Source organism: Streptomyces sp. NPDC001381, assembly GCF_042895685.1.
In the GTDB taxonomy this organism is placed as follows: domain Bacteria; phylum Actinomycetota; class Actinomycetes; order Streptomycetales; family Streptomycetaceae; genus Streptomyces.
The window spans coordinates 888878-902902 of the sequence record NZ_JBIAWO010000004.1; the positions used below are offsets into that span (position 1 = coordinate 888878).

The 14025-nt window shown below is 72.6% G+C and carries 12 protein-coding genes; 8 read left to right on the top strand and 4 right to left on the bottom strand.

Translation table 11 applies throughout. From position 1 onward, the window contains the following. Window positions 1-26: 26 nt before the first annotated feature. Window positions 27-1880 (top strand): dihydroxy-acid dehydratase, encoded by a 1854-nt coding sequence (gene ilvD, locus ACFY2L_RS22660; protein WP_390659468.1) that lies wholly within the window; start codon window positions 27-29, stop codon window positions 1878-1880. A gap of 114 nt (window positions 1881-1994) precedes the next feature. Here the strand turns inward: ilvD and ACFY2L_RS22665 are convergent, their stop codons facing one another. Further along, window positions 1995-4187 carry a serine/threonine-protein kinase gene (locus ACFY2L_RS22665; protein WP_390823179.1) on the bottom strand — a complete coding sequence of 731 codons (2193 nt, stop codon included), beginning with the start codon at window positions 4185-4187 and terminating at the stop codon, window positions 1995-1997. Window positions 4188-4367: 180 nt separating this feature from the next. Between ACFY2L_RS22665 and ACFY2L_RS22670 the strand changes: the two genes are divergently transcribed. From ACFY2L_RS22670 to ACFY2L_RS22680, 3 genes are all read left to right on the top strand, one after another. After that, entirely contained in the window at window positions 4368-4685 is a 318-nt protein-coding gene (locus ACFY2L_RS22670; RefSeq protein WP_390659470.1) for an SH3 domain-containing protein, read from the top strand. 53 nt (window positions 4686-4738) lie between these two features. Then, window positions 4739-5302, top strand: coding sequence for an EamA/RhaT family transporter (locus tag ACFY2L_RS22675; protein WP_390823180.1), 564 nt, complete (start codon window positions 4739-4741; stop codon window positions 5300-5302). Window positions 5303-5655: 353 nt separating this feature from the next. Next, window positions 5656-6450 carry a class I SAM-dependent methyltransferase gene (locus ACFY2L_RS22680; RefSeq protein ID WP_390823181.1) on the top strand — a complete coding sequence of 265 codons (795 nt, stop codon included), beginning with the start codon at window positions 5656-5658 and terminating at the stop codon, window positions 6448-6450. Here ACFY2L_RS22680 and ACFY2L_RS22685 read toward each other — a convergent pair. Then, entirely contained in the window at window positions 6447-7913 is a 1467-nt protein-coding gene (locus ACFY2L_RS22685; RefSeq protein WP_390823182.1) for a SulP family inorganic anion transporter, read from the bottom strand. The genes ACFY2L_RS22680 and ACFY2L_RS22685 overlap by 4 nt on opposite strands. 271 nt (window positions 7914-8184) lie before the next feature. Between ACFY2L_RS22685 and ACFY2L_RS22690 the strand changes: the two genes are divergently transcribed. The 3 genes from ACFY2L_RS22690 (at window position 8185) to proC (ending at window position 10707) form a co-directional block, all read left to right on the top strand. Beyond that, on the top strand, window positions 8185-8988 hold the full coding sequence (locus ACFY2L_RS22690) for an ABC transporter ATP-binding protein (RefSeq protein ID WP_390823183.1): 804 nt from the start codon (window positions 8185-8187) through the stop codon (window positions 8986-8988). Next, window positions 8985-9758, top strand: coding sequence for an ABC transporter permease (locus ACFY2L_RS22695; protein WP_390659474.1), 774 nt, complete (start codon window positions 8985-8987; stop codon window positions 9756-9758). The genes ACFY2L_RS22690 and ACFY2L_RS22695 overlap by 4 nt, the downstream gene beginning before the upstream one ends. A gap of 136 nt (window positions 9759-9894) precedes the next feature. After that, on the top strand, window positions 9895-10707 hold the full coding sequence (gene proC, locus ACFY2L_RS22700) for a pyrroline-5-carboxylate reductase (protein WP_390823184.1): 813 nt from the start codon (window positions 9895-9897) through the stop codon (window positions 10705-10707). Window positions 10708-10746: 39 nt separating this feature from the next. Here proC and ACFY2L_RS22705 read toward each other — a convergent pair whose 3' ends face one another. Then, window positions 10747-11334: a cysteine hydrolase family protein gene (locus ACFY2L_RS22705; RefSeq protein WP_390823185.1), complete on the bottom strand. Its 588-nt coding sequence runs from the start codon at window positions 11332-11334 to the stop codon at window positions 10747-10749. A gap of 75 nt (window positions 11335-11409) precedes the next feature. Here ACFY2L_RS22705 and ACFY2L_RS22710 point away from each other — a divergent pair, with 75 nt between their 5' ends. After that, window positions 11410-12423 (top strand): GlxA family transcriptional regulator, encoded by a 1014-nt coding sequence (locus tag ACFY2L_RS22710; RefSeq protein ID WP_390823186.1) that lies wholly within the window; start codon window positions 11410-11412, stop codon window positions 12421-12423. Here ACFY2L_RS22710 and trpS read toward each other — a convergent pair. Then, entirely contained in the window at window positions 12345-13388 is a 1044-nt protein-coding gene (gene trpS, locus ACFY2L_RS22715; RefSeq protein WP_390823187.1) for a tryptophan--tRNA ligase, read from the bottom strand. The two genes, ACFY2L_RS22710 and trpS, sit on opposite strands and share 79 nt — an antisense overlap. Between the last annotated feature and the right edge of the window lie 637 nt (window positions 13389-14025).

A 14025-nucleotide genomic window follows, 5' to 3' on the forward strand; every position in this document is an offset into this window, starting at 1 on the left:
CTATCTGTCTGAAGGAGCGAGCGACGATGCCCGAGCTGAGGTCCCGCACAGTCACCCACGGCCGCAACATGGCGGGCGCCCGCGCCCTTATGCGCGCCTCCGGTGTACCCGGTGCGGACATCGGCCGGAAGCCGATCATCGCGGTCGCCAACAGCTTCACCGAGTTCGTCCCCGGCCACACGCATCTGCAGCCGGTGGGCCGGATCGTCAGCGAGGCGATCCGCGAGGCGGGCGGCATCCCGCGCGAGTTCAACACGATCGCCGTGGACGACGGCATCGCGATGGGCCACGGCGGCATGCTGTACAGCCTCCCCTCCCGCGACCTGATCGCGGACTCGGTCGAGTACATGGTCGAGGCGCACTGCGCCGACGCCCTGGTCTGCATCTCCAACTGCGACAAGATCACCCCCGGCATGCTCATGGCGGCCCTGCGCCTGAACATCCCGGCGGTCTTCGTCTCCGGCGGCCCGATGGAGTCCGGCCGTGCCACGCTCGTCGACGGCACGGTCCGCACGCTCGACCTGGTCGACGCGATCTCCGACGCCGTCAACGACAAGATCTCGGACGAGGACATCCTCCGCATCGAGGAGAACGCCTGTCCGACCTGCGGCTCCTGTTCCGGCATGTTCACCGCCAACTCGATGAACTGCCTGACCGAGGCCATCGGCCTCTCCCTCCCGGGCAACGGCTCGGTCCTGGCCACCCACACCGCGCGCAAGCAGCTCTACGTCGACGCCGCCCGCACGGTCATGGACATCACCCGCCGCTACTACGAGCAGGACGACGAGACGGTCCTGCCGCGCAACATCGCCACCTTCGCCGCGTTCGAGAACGCGATGGCGCTGGACATCGCGATGGGCGGCTCCACGAACACGATCCTGCACCTGCTGGCGGCCGCCCAGGAGGCGGGCGTCCCCTTCGGTCTGGAGCAGATCGACGCCGTCTCGCGCCGCGTGCCCTGCCTGGCGAAGGTCGCGCCGAACGTCGCCAAGGACCGCACGTACTACATGGAGGACGTGCACCGCGCCGGCGGCATCCCCGCGCTCCTCGGCGAGCTGCACCGCGCCGGCCTGCTGAACGAGGACGTGCACGCCGTCCACAGCCCGTCCCTGGCGGACTGGCTGAAGACCTGGGACGTCCGCGGCGGCTCCCCGTCGGCACAGGCCGTGGAGCTCTGGCACGCGGCGCCCGGCTGCGTCCGCTCCGCCGAGGCCTTCTCCCAGTCCGAGCGCTGGGAGGCGCTGGACGAGGACGCCGAGGGCGGCTGCATCCGCTCCGCCGAGCACGCCTACTCCAAGGACGGCGGCCTCGCGGTCCTGCGCGGCAACCTCGCCGTCGACGGCTGCGTCGTCAAGACGGCCGGCGTCGACGAGTCGATCTGGACCTTCGAGGGTCCCGCGGTCGTCTGCGAGTCGCAGGAGGAGGCCGTCGAGAAGATCCTCAACAAGCAGATCACGCACGGCGACGTCGTCGTCATCCGCTACGAGGGCCCCAAGGGCGGCCCCGGCATGCAGGAGATGCTCTACCCGACGTCCTTCCTCAAGGGCCGCGGCCTCGGCAAGACCTGCGCGCTGATCACCGACGGGCGTTTCTCCGGCGGCACCTCCGGCCTGTCCATCGGGCACGCGTCGCCCGAGGCGGCCTCCGGCGGCACGATCGCCCTCGTCCGGGACGGCGACCGCATCCGCATCGACATCCCGAACCGCTCGATCGAGCTGCTCGTCGACGACGCGGAACTCGCGCGCCGCGAGCAGTCGCTGGACGGGGTGTACGCCCCGTCGAACCGCGACCGCAAGGTCTCCGCGGCGCTGCGCGCCTACGCCGCGATGGCGACGAGCGCCGACAAGGGCGCGGTGCGGGACGTGTCCAAGCTGGGCTGATCCCCACCCTGCCGGGCCGGTCCACAGCCCCGCCCGGCTGATCCACACCCTGTGCACAAAGGGGCCGCCCCCTCGGAGGCGGCCCCTTCGCGTGTCATCCGCGCGACGCGCGCACTACCAGCCGGACGGATCCCGCCCGTCCACGGCGAAGACGGTGCCGTCGGGAGCCGCGGCGTAGACCCGGCCGTCGACCGGGACGGGCCGCGGCAGCGTGCTCGCCACCCGGTCCGAACGCGTGCCGAGGCGCGGCTTCGTCTGGCCCAGGAGCCGGCCGGTGCGGGCGTCCACGGCGAGCAGCCGCCCGTCCGCCGCGCTCACGTACACATGCCCGTCGGCGTACACCGGATCCGAGCCGCGGGACACGGCCGTCTCCAGGCTCCACAGCCGCTTCCCGGCCGCCGTGTCGATCGCCTCCAGCGCCCCGCCGGTGGACATCAGGTAGACGACGTCACCGTGCGCGCCGGCCGCGGGTGCCTGCCGGGCCACGGGCAGCGCCACGCGGCGCTCCGACCGGGCGGCGGGGTCGTAGCGCACCACGGCGTCGGTGTCCCCGGACCCACGGTCGGTGGGCAGGAGGAACACCGCCCCCGCGTGGCTGCCCACCGCCTGCAGCGTGCCCTGGAGCCGCGCGCGCCACCGCACCTTCCCCGTGGCCGGGTCCACGGCGGTCACCTGGGTCGTCCCCGAGTCCGTGGCGGTCGTCGTGTAGGCCAGCGGGTCGCCCGCGAAGGACACGAAGTACGGCACGCCCTGGCCGGCGAACCCATGGCTCCACTTCGTCCGGCCCGACGCACCGTCCACGGCGGTGACGGTCCCGTCGGCCGCGCTGAACAGCAGGGTGCCGCCCGCCGTGCGCACCCCCGAGTGCGCGGGCATGTCCCGCCGCCAGCCCGCCTTGCCCGTGTCCGGGTCGAGCGCCTCCAGCGTCCGGTCCTGGTCGGACGGCGGCTGCACGAGCTCCCCGGCCAGCACCGGCGGCCCGCCGGGCAGCGCGTCGGCGACGGAGTGCTTCCACGCCAGACGGCCGTCGGCCGGGTCGAGCGCGAAGACCACCCCGGACTGGGCGCACAGCAGCTTCCCGGCCCCGTACGAGCACTGCGGCACGGTCTGCGCCCCGGACACCGAACCGGCCTCCCACGCGTCGAACGCGGCCGTGGTGGTCCGGGGCCGGGCCTCCCCCGGCGAAGGCGTGGCGCCGAACAACTGCGCCGCCGCGAGCGTCCCGCCGACGGCGAGGGCCAGCGTCGCGGCCACCAGGGCCACCCGCCTGCCGCGCGCCTTCCCACGGGACGGCGCGGGCCGCTCGGGCCCCTCGGCCGGACCGGACGCACCGGCCGGCTCCTGCCCGCCGACGGGCTTCCCGACCGGCCTGCCCGCCCCTTCGGCCGCCTCTTCGGCCGGCCCGGCGGGACAGGCGGAACCCCGGCCGTCGGCGGCCTCCGTCCGCTGCTCCGGTATGAACGCCTGCGTGTCGTACGAGGCGGCCACCGACCGCAGTTCCCGCATCAGCTCGTCGGGCGTCGGCCGGTCCTCGGGCTCCTTGGCCAGACAACGCACCACCAGCGGCGCGAGGTTCGCCGGTACGCCCGTCAGGTCCGGCTCGTCATGGACGACCTGGTAGGCGACGACGTAGGGGCTGTCGGAGTCGAACGGCCCGCGCCCCGTCGCCGCGTGCACCATGACCGAGCCCAGCGCGAAGATGTCGGCGGCAGGCCCGACCTCCCGCGGCCGCCGGAACTGCTCCGGCGCCATGAACGGCGGCGTCCCGATCAACTTGCCCGTCTCGGTCCGCAGTTCGCTGTCCTTGGGCCGGGAGATGCCGAAGTCGATGACCTTCGGTCCGTCCTCCGCGAGCAGCACGTTGCTCGGCTTCAGATCCCGGTGCACGACCCCCACCCGGTGGATGTCGCGCAGCGCCTCCGCGAGTCCGGCCATCAGCCGCCGCAACTCGCCCGAATTCAGCGGTCCGTTCCGCTTCACCTGCTCGGAAAGCGTCGAGCCGGGAATGAACAGCGTGGCCATCCACGGGCGTTCGGCCTCCGGGTCGGCGTCCACGACGGGCGCGGTGAACGCCCCGCTCACCCTCCGAGCGGCCGCCACCTCCTGCCGGAAACGTCCCCTGAACTCGGGATCCCGGGCGAACTGGGCGTGTACGACCTTCACCGCGACCTTCATCCCGGACGTGCTCCGGGCAAGGTGGACCACACCCATGCCACCCGAGCCGAGCCGTGACTCCAGCCGGTAGTGACCGGCGTACTCCGGAAGTTCCGCTTCCGCGCCCGCCCCGGTGTTGCGCTGTGGCGCCATGGACCACCCCCGTGCTGTTCTCCGCGCGCGCGACGCACGGAGCCTAGTCGATGACTTCTACGGGACAGAGGCGGCTTGCTAGCCTCCGTGTACGAATCACGCGCAGGTGTTTCATGTCGTGATCGAGGGGAATGAACGTGACCCCATGGCAGTCATGGGGTCCGACGGGGGAGGTTCTGCATGTCTGTTGAGCACGTGGAAGAGGCCGGGGGCGCCGACGCGGCGGCGGCCGTCACGGCGGCCGCGGCCGTCACCTACTACTCGATCGCCCCGGGTGTCCGGCTGAACGTCCGCAGCGGCCCGGGCACGGGCTACAGCATCGTCCGCGTCCTGCCCGAGGGGTCCAGGGTCGCGATCTACTGCCAGACGCCGGGCACGACGATCACCGGCCCGTACGGGACGTCGAACATCTGGGACAACATCGGCAGCGGCGAGTTCGTCTCCGACAGCTACGTCCACACCGGCAGCGACGGCTACGTCGCCTCGCGCTGCGCCTGACCGCGCGGCGACCCGCCCGGGAGCCCGCCGGACGCCGGCGCCATAATCGTCCCGTGAGCGACGAAAACGGCACCCCGGACATCCCGGCGGGCTCCCGGGACACGCCGGGCGCCCGCGACGCACAGGGCACCCCGGCCGGCCGGCCGGCGGTGTCCCCCGGTCCCCGCCCCGAGCCCCTGCGCTTCTTCGGCACCACCTGGGTGGACCACGACGGCGGCTACACCGCCCGCCGCGTCGCCGTGGCCGTCGGCGCACTCGCCGCCACCGCCGCCTCCTGTCTGGTCCTGCGCTTCGCCTACCAGGGACTGGCGATCGCCGACATCGGCAGCTTCGTGACCCTGCTGGTCGTCGTCATGTTCACGATCTGCAGCGCGCTCGCCTTCCGTCACACCTGGGACGGCTTCGCCAAGCGCCCCGACCCCGACCGCCAGGCGTCCCTGCGCGGTCTCCTGGCCATCGGCTTCGTCGGCTCCCTCCTCGCCTACTTCTTCCGCGCCCTCACCGAGGCGCCCGGCGAGAAGCTCCACCGCGAGGAGTACGAGGCGGCACTGGAGCTGCACGAGAAGCGCACCTCCCGCCGCACGGGCAACCCCTCGAGGAAGCGCCGCCGCACCTGAACCCCGGCCCGGCTCCTCACGCCGCCGCGCGGAACGAACGCCCCCACCTGCCCGGCTGCCCACGCCGCACGGGGAGCGGTGCCCACGCCGCATGGGGAGCGGTGCCCGCGTCGCACGGGGAACGGATGTCCCGGCCCGGCCGGCTCATGGGCCGCAGCGCGCAAGGCCGCTCCCGTCTGACCGGCTGCCCGCGCCGCACACGGAGCGGTGCTTGCGCCGCACGCGAAGCGGATGCTCCCGCCCGCCCGGCTCTGCACGCCGTATCGCGCAACGAACGCCCCGCCCTGCCGACTCCTCGCCGCACGACGGAACAACGGCCTACCGCTCGCCCCCGCCCCCGTCACCATGGGCGTATGACGGCCCAACCTGAACCCCGTATCCAGGCTAGAGCCCACTCCTTCAACGCCGCCGCGGCCCTGTACGCCGCCAACCGCCCTTCCTACCCGCCCGCGCTCCTCGACGCGGTCGAGACGCTCGCCGGCCGCCCCCTCGCGGGCGCCCGCGTCGCGGACATCGGCGCCGGCACCGGCATGGCCACCGCCCTCCTGCACGCCCGCGGCGCCCGCGTCGTCGCCGTCGAGCCCGGGGAGGGCATGGCGGCGCAGTTACGCCGCGCCCTCCCCGGCGTCCCGCTCGTGCGCGGCGACGGCAACCACCTCCCCCTCGCCACCGCCTCCCTCGACCTCCTCACCTACGCCCAGTCCTGGCACTGGACCGATCCGGCCCGCTCGGTCCCGGAGGCCCTGCGCGTCCTGCGGCCGGGCGGCTCGCTGGCGCTGTGGTGGAACACCGGCGCCGTGGACGTGCCGTGGATCGGCGCCCAGGCGGAGCGCCTGGAGCGCCACTTCGGCGTCGACCGGGTCGTGGAGAAGAACGGCGACGGCCCTCGCTCCGCCCTCGCCGACCCGACCGGCAGACTCCGCTTCGCCCACCGGACGGTGCGCTGGAGCCGCCCCGTCCCCCTCGACGTGCACCTGGCCAACCTCGGCAGCCACTCGGTCCTCCTGGTGCACGACGAGGAGAGCACGGCGGCCTTCCTCGCCGAGGAACGCCGGCTCCTCCTCGCCGCCTTCCCGGACGGCACCGTGGAGGAGACCTACGACGTCGAACTGCTCCTGGCCACAGCGCCCCGGCGGCCCCAGCCCTAGGACAGGCTGCCGGCCGCCACCTCCCCCTGACGCTCCGCCCGCCGCTCCCGCGCCGCGGCCCATCCCTCCAGGGCCGCCGCGCAGGCGTGGTCCACATGCCGCAGTCCGCCCAGTTCCAGCCGCACCTGCCGGTCGGCCGGCAGCGCGTCCAACGCGTCCAGCAGCTTGGGCAGCCGCAGGAACGTCGCGTGGCCCTGCACCCTCACCACGATCCCGGCGTCCCCGCGGTCCTCGGTCTCCACATGCACATGGCTGATCTCCCACGCCGTCTTCGCGACGGCCAGCGCCAGCCCGACCAGCACCCCCTCGAACAGGTTGCCCACGACGATGGCCACCGCCGTCACGCCGAGCACGAGGACCTCTCCCCGATGCCCCTGCCACAGCGTCCGCACCTCGCGCACCGGCACGAGCTTGCACCCGGCGTGCACCAGCAGCCCGGCCAGCGCCGCGACCGGGATGACCCCCAGCACCCCCGGCACGACGGCCGTGAACAGCAGCAGCCACACCCCGTGCAGCACCCGCGACGCCTTGGTCCGCGCCCCGGCCCGCACGTTCGCCGCGCTCCGCACGATGACCGCCGTCATCGGCAGCGCGCCCAGCACCCCGCACACGGCGTTGCCCGCGCCCTGCGCCATCAGCTCCCGGTCGTAGTCCGTCCTCCTCCCGTCGTGCAGCCGGTCCACCGCGGCCGCGCTGAACAGCGACTCCGCCGACGCGATCAGCGCGAACGCCACGACGGTCCCGACCACCCCCACTTCCGTGAGCCGCCCGAGATCCGCGGTCTCCGGCACGCGCACGGCGTCCCACAGCCCCTGCACCCGGACCCGCCGCACCTCCAGGTCGAACCCCCAGGTCACCGCCGACGCCAGCGCCACCGCCACCAACGGCGCCGGAACCAGCCGCGCCCCGCGCCGCCACCGCCCCCACAACAGCAGCACGACCATGCTGGCACCCCCCACCGACAACGCCACCCAGTCCACCCGCCCGGGCAGCGACACCAGCCCGGCGAGCTTCCCGACGCCGCCCGGCGGGGCGGCCGCGTCCCCGAGGGCGTACACCTGCCCGGCGACCAGCACCAGCCCGATCCCGGCGAGCATCCCCTGCACGACGGCCACGGACACGGCCCGGAACCACCTCCCGAGCCTGAGCGCCCCCAGCCCGAGCTGCACCAGCCCGGCCGCGAGGACGATCACCCCGAGCGCCTCGAGGCCGTACTCCCGCACGGCCTCGTAGACGAGCACGGTCAGTCCCGCCGCGGGCCCGCTCACCTGCAGGCTGCTGCCGGGCAGTACCCCGGCGACCAGACCCCCGACGATTCCGGTGACGAGGCCCAGCTCGGCGGGCACGCCCGAGGCCAGGGCGACGCCCACGCACAGGGGCAGCGCGACGAGGAAGACGACGAGGGAAGCGAACAGATCGGCCTTGCCGACCTCACGGACACCACGGACACCACGGCGCAACACGGAGCACCTCCGGTAGGGAACGGGAGATGCGTGGGCGCGCCGCACCGGGGGAGGGCGCGGCGACTGACCTGCGCGGCAAAGGCCGAAGCCTCTGCCGCGCATGAATTCCATTGTCAGTAAAAACGACAGAGTCCGGAGAAGGTTCTTGTGCACGATCCGTGAACGGGGAGGCGCGTTGAGCGGAACCTCCGCTTCCAATGCCACCGCCGCGCGCCTGCGCCGCCCGCCGAGCCCCTTGACGACTCCCCGCCCTGGGGCAATTATTCATCACATGATGAATTCTCTGAACGAGCCACCCGGCCCGCCCGGCTCGCCCCCCGCGGTCACGGCCCGCGACCTCACCGTCGTCCGCGGCTCCCGCACGGTCCTGCGTTCCCTCGGCTTCACCGTCCCGCGCGGCCAGATCACCGGCCTGCTCGGCCCCTCCGGATGCGGCAAGTCCACCCTGATGCGCGCCGTCGTCGGCACCCAGGCCAAGGTCACCGGCACCCTCGACGTCCTCGGCCACCCGGCCGGCCACGCCTCCCTGCGCACCCGCATCGGATACGTCACCCAGGCCCCCTCCGTCTACGACGACCTGACGGTCCGCCAGAACCTCGACTACTTCGCGGCGATCCTCGACCCCGGCCGCGCCGCGGCCGCCCGCCGCCACGAGAACGTCACCCGGGCCATCGCCGACGTCGACCTCACCACCCACGCCGACGCGCTCGCCGGAAACCTCTCCGGCGGCCAGCGCAGCCGCGTCTCCCTCGCCGTCGCCCTCCTGGGCACCCCCGAACTCCTGGTCCTCGACGAACCGACGGTCGGCCTGGACCCCGTCCTGCGCCGCGACCTGTGGAACCTCTTCCACCACCTCGCCGAGACCCGGGGCACGACCCTCCTGATCTCCTCCCACGTCATGGACGAGGCCGAGCGCTGCCACCGCCTGCTCCTGATGCGCGAAGGCCGGATCCTCGCCGACGGCACCCCCGAGTCGCTGCGCACCCGCACCGGCGCGGCCACGGTCGAGGCGGCCTTCCTGCACCTGGTCGACGAAGCGGCCGAAGCCGCCCGCCGGAAGGAGACGACCCGATGACCACCACCCCCGCACCCACCCCCACCAAGGGCCTGAACGCCTCCCGCACCACCGCCACCGCCGCCCGGGTCCTGCGCCAGCTCCGCCACGACCCGCGCACGATCGCGCTGATGCTCCTCATCCCCTGCCTGATGCTGTTCCTGCTGCGCTACGTCTTCGACGGCAGCCCGCGCACCTTCGACGGCATCGGCGCCTCGCTCCTCGGGATCTTCCCGCTGATCACCATGTTCCTGGTGACCTCCATCGCCACCCTGCGCGAACGCACCTCCGGCACCCTCGAACGCCTCCTCGCCATGCCCCTCGGCAAAGGCGACCTGATCGCCGGCTACGCCCTCGCCTTCGGCACCCTCGCGATCATCCAGTCGGCCCTGGCCACCGGCCTGGCGGTCTGGTTCCTCGACCTGGACGTCATCGGCAGCCCCTGGCTGCTGCTCCTGGTGGCCCTCCTCGACGCGCTGCTGGGCACGGCCCTCGGCCTCTTCGTCTCCGCCTTCGCCGCCTCCGAATTCCAGGCGGTCCAGTTCATGCCGGCGGTGATCTTCCCCCAGCTCCTCCTCTGCGGCCTCTTCGCCCCCCGCGACACCATGCACCCCGCCCTGGAGGCCCTCTCCGACGCCCTCCCCATGTCCTACGCGGTCGACGGCATGAACGAGGTCCTCACCCACACGGACATGACAGCCACCTTCGTGCGGGACGTCCTGATCGTCGGCGGCTGCGCGGTGCTGGTCCTGGGCCTGGGCGCGGCGACCCTGCGACGCCGGACGACCTGACCGGCCCCGTCCCGTCCGGTCCGTGGGGCGGCGGGGCGAGAAGCCCGACGTCCGCCCACCGGACAAGCGACCCGCACGCCCCAGCACCGGTGCGAGGATGAACGTGGACGACGCAACCCACGGAGGGCCCCGCACCATGACCCAGAAAGTCGCAGTCCTCGGCGCCGGCAAGATCGGCGAAGCCCTGCTCAGCGGAATGATCCGAGGCGGCTGGCCCCCGGCCGACCTCCTCGTCACCGCCCGCCGCCCCGAACGCGCCGAGGAACTCCGCACCCGCTACGGCGTCACCCCCGTCACCAACGCGGAAGCCGCCAAGACCGCGGACACCCTGATCCTCACGGTCAAGCCGCAGGACATGGGCACCCTCCTCGACGAACTCGCCGGCCAGGTCCCGGCCGACCGCCTGGTCATCAGCGGAGCCGCCGGCATCCCGACCTCCTTCTTCGAGGAGCGCCTCGCCCCCGGCACCCCCGTCGTCCGCGTCATGACGAACACCCCCGCCCTCGTCGACGAGGCCATGTCCGTCATCTCCGCCGGCAGCCACGCCACCGCCGAGCACCTCGCCCACGCCGAGGAGATCTTCGGCTCCGTCGGCAAGACCCTGCGCGTCCCCGAGTCCCAGCAGGACGCCTGCACCGCGCTCTCCGGCTCGGGACCGGCCTACTTCTTCTACCTGGTCGAGGCCATGACCGACGCCGGCATCCTCCTCGGCCTGCCCCGCGACAAGGCCCACGACCTCATCGTCCAGTCCGCGATCGGCGCCGCGACCATGCTCCGCGACAGCGGCGAACACCCCGTCAAGCTCCGCGAGAACGTCACCTCGCCCGCCGGCACCACCATCAACGCCATCCGCGAACTGGAGAACCACGGCGTACGGGCCGCCCTCATCGCCGCCCTGGAGGCCGCCCGCGACCGCAGCCGCGAGCTGGCCTCCGGCACCAAGGACTGACCCCGCCGGGGGACCGGGGCGAGCGGGGCGGCGGGGCGATCACTCGCCGGCCGCCCCCACGATCTCCTTCGTGGTCACCACCCGCGCGAACCCGCCCCCGTGCAGGGAGACCGCCGACGCCTGCGCGATCTCCTCCGCGCTCCGCCGCCAGCCGAACGGCCCCTCCAGATCGAACGTGTACGTCGCGTCGTACGCGAAGAGCACGTCGTACCCGAGATTGCCGCCCATCCGCGCCGTCGTCTCCGCGCACATGTTCGTCTGGATCCCGGCGACCACGATCTGCGAGATCCCCTGCGCCGTCAGCCAGGCCCCCAGATCCGGCGTCCCGAGGAAGGCCGAGTTCACCGTCTTCGTGAGCAACAGCTCCGGCCCGGCACCCTTCCCCCGACGCTCCTCCACGTACGCCTTGAACCCGTTCCCCTCATACCCCGGCCGCAACGGCGACCGCGGGCTCGTCGAGTCATGCCGTACGAACACCACCGGCCGCCCCGACGACTGCCACACGTCGATGAGCGCCGCGATGTTCTCATCGGCCCCCGGGTTGTTCCTGGCCCCCCAGAAGCCGGCCTCCTCGAAGCCCTTCTGCACGTCCACGACCACCAGCGCTGCGTTCTCTGCGATGTCCATGCACCAGATCGTGCCGCCGGGACCGCCCGCACCCCAGAGGTACAGAAGTCAGCGATCGATGGTTTACTGCCAACCGTGGCCCCTGCGTACCGCGTCGCCCTCGTCGCCTTCCCCGGCATCCGGGCCTTCGACGTCTCCGTCATCACCGAGGTCTGGGGCACCGACCGCACCGACCGCGCCGCCCCCGCCTTCGACCTGCGGCGCGTCGCCACCGACACCACCCCCGTCCCCATGCGCGGCGGACTGTCCCTCCACCCCGACCGCACCCTCGCCTGGCTCTCCCGCGCCGACCTGATCCTCGTCCCCGGACTGGACGACCACCTCACCCCCGCACCCGTCCCCGTCCTCGACGCGCTCCGCCGCGCCCACGCCCGCGGCATCCCCCTCGCCGCCCTCTGCGGCGGAGCCTTCACCCTCGCCCAGGCCGGCCTCCTCGACGGCCGCCGGGCGATCACCCACTGGAACCTCATCGGCCTCCTGCGCGCCCACCACCCGCTCGTCGACGTCGTCCCCGACGCCCTCTTCGTCGAGGACGACAACATCTGGACCGCCGCCGGAACCGCGGCCGGCATCGACCTCTGCCTCCATCTGGTCCGCCGCTCCCACGGCGCCGAAGCAGCCGCCACCATCGCCCGCTCGATGGTGACCGCCCCCTTCCGCACCGGCAGCCAGGCACAGTTCATCGAGCAGCCCACCGCCCCCGCGGACCGCGACGCCGACACGCTCGCCGCCGTACGCGAACACGCCCTGCGCCACCTCCACGAACCACTCACCGTCGCCGCCCTCGCGGCTCACGCGGGTATGTCCCCCCGCAGCTTCGCCCGCCACTTCACGGCCGCCACCGGCACCACCCCGCTCCGCTGGCTCCTGGACCAGCGCATCGCCGCGGCCCAGAAACTCCTCGAACGCACCGACCTCCCCATGCCCGAGGTCGCCCGCCGCGCCGGCTTCGGCAGCGAGGTCACGATGCGCCAGCACTTCGCATCGCGCCTCGCCACCAGCCCGCGCGCCTACCGGGCCGCGTTCAGCACCGCGCCCGCGACGGACTCCGCCACCTCCGCCGGCGGCAGCAGCCCGATCGCGCGATAGGCGGCGTCCACCACCGGACGCGCCATCTCCCGCGCCCGGCCCGCCCCGTCCCGCAGCACCCCCTCCACATACGCCGGATCCGCGCACAACTCCCTGTGCCTGGCCTGCACCGGCCGGAGCACTTCGACCACAGCCTCCGCCGTGGCCTTCTTCAAAGCGCCGTACGACCCGTGCTCGTCCGCCAGCTCCGCCGGGTCCCCGCCCGTACAGGCGGCAAGGACCTCCAGCAGATTCGCCACCCCCGGCCGCTCCTCCCGGTCGTAGACGACCTCGCGCCCGCTGTCCGTGACGGCCCGCATGATCTTCTTCCGCACCACGTCCGGCTCGTCGAGCAGATAGACGATCCCCGGCCCGGAGTCATCGCTCTTCCCCATCTTCGACCTCGGCTGCTGCAGGTTCATCACCCGCGCCGCCACCGCCGGAACCGTCGCCTTGGGGACGACGAACGTGTGCCCGTACCGCTGGTTGAACCGCACCGCCAGATCCCGGGTGAGCTCGACGTGCTGCGCCTGGTCGTCCCCGACCGGCACCTCGTCGGTCCCGTACGCCAGGATGTCCGCCGCCATCAGCACCGGATACGTCAGCAGCGACAGCCGCACGCTCCCCCCGCGCTCCCGCTCCCGCGCGGCCTTCTCCCTGTACTGGATCATCCGCCGCATCTCGCCGTCGGTGGCCACGCACTCCAGCACATAGGACAACCGCGCGTGTTCGTCGACATGACTCTGTACGAACAGGGTGCACAGCTGCGGATCCAGTCCCGCGGCCAGCAGGAGCGTGGCCGCCTGCCGGCTCAGCCGCCGCACCCGCGCCGGATCGTGGTCCACGGTCAGCGCGTGCAGATCGACGACACAGAACAACGCGTCCGAGCGGTGCTGGTCGGCCTCGGCCCACTGCCGCATGGCTCCCAGGTAGTTCCCCAACGTCAGGTGCCCGGTCGGCTTGATCCCGCTGAAGACCCGCGTCATCTCCACTCCTTCTCCGGTCGAGGCCGCCGTCCCGGCGGGCCGACCCTCGGGAGTCCGGAGGGAGATACGAGAACGGCCGCCGAGGCGGCGGCCGTTGAACGCATACGTGAGTTCGGCCGCCGTCAGGCGGCCCACCACAGCTGGGTGCACGTACGCGTAGTCATGTCGCCCAGAGTACGCCTCCGGGGCGTCACCGGGGGGTGGGTTGACACACCCCAGACCGGATACGTAGTGTTCTCCGGGTTGTCCGACGTGAGCGCCGACTCCGGTCGGTCCCCGGACAGCCATTTCGCAGGTACCAACCACTCCTCGACGAGCAGTCGATCCGTCTGCCGTCGCGTCATTGGCATGCGTATTTGCGAATGAGGAATCCACGTTCGAAAGGACGCGGCGCCCGATTGGCTTCGGGAGCCGGGAATCCGCTAAAGTCTCACTCGTCGGAACGGCCCGAGGGCCGGGAAGACAACCCCCTCTGACAGGGAATCAGACACCGAAAGGATCTGATAGAGTCGGAACCGCCGGAAAGGAAACCGCGAAACAAAAGCGGGAACCTGGAAAGCACCGAGGAAATCGGATCGAGAAAAGATCTGATAGAGTCGGAAACGCAAGACCGAAGGGAAGCGCCCGGAGGAAAGCC

Bases quoted from the DNA above. Each gene is read 5' to 3' on its own strand.
- ilvD (WP_390659468.1), top strand. From the start codon at position 27: ATGCCCGAGCTGAGGTCCCGCACAGTCACCCACGGCCGCAACATGGCG.
- ACFY2L_RS22665 (WP_390823179.1), bottom strand. From the start codon at position 4,187: ATGGCGCCACAGCGCAACACCGGGGCGGGCGCGGAAGCGGAACTTCCG.
- ACFY2L_RS22670 (WP_390659470.1), top strand. From the start codon at position 4,368: ATGTCTGTTGAGCACGTGGAAGAGGCCGGGGGCGCCGACGCGGCGGCG.
- ACFY2L_RS22680 (WP_390823181.1), top strand. From the start codon at position 5,656: ATGACGGCCCAACCTGAACCCCGTATCCAGGCTAGAGCCCACTCCTTC.
- ACFY2L_RS22690 (WP_390823183.1), top strand. From the start codon at position 8,185: ATGATGAATTCTCTGAACGAGCCACCCGGCCCGCCCGGCTCGCCCCCC.
- ACFY2L_RS22695 (WP_390659474.1), top strand. From the start codon at position 8,985: ATGACCACCACCCCCGCACCCACCCCCACCAAGGGCCTGAACGCCTCC.
- proC (WP_390823184.1), top strand. From the start codon at position 9,895: ATGACCCAGAAAGTCGCAGTCCTCGGCGCCGGCAAGATCGGCGAAGCC.
- ACFY2L_RS22705 (WP_390823185.1), bottom strand. From the start codon at position 11,334: ATGGACATCGCAGAGAACGCAGCGCTGGTGGTCGTGGACGTGCAGAAG.
- trpS (WP_390823187.1), bottom strand. From the start codon at position 13,388: ATGACGCGGGTCTTCAGCGGGATCAAGCCGACCGGGCACCTGACGTTG.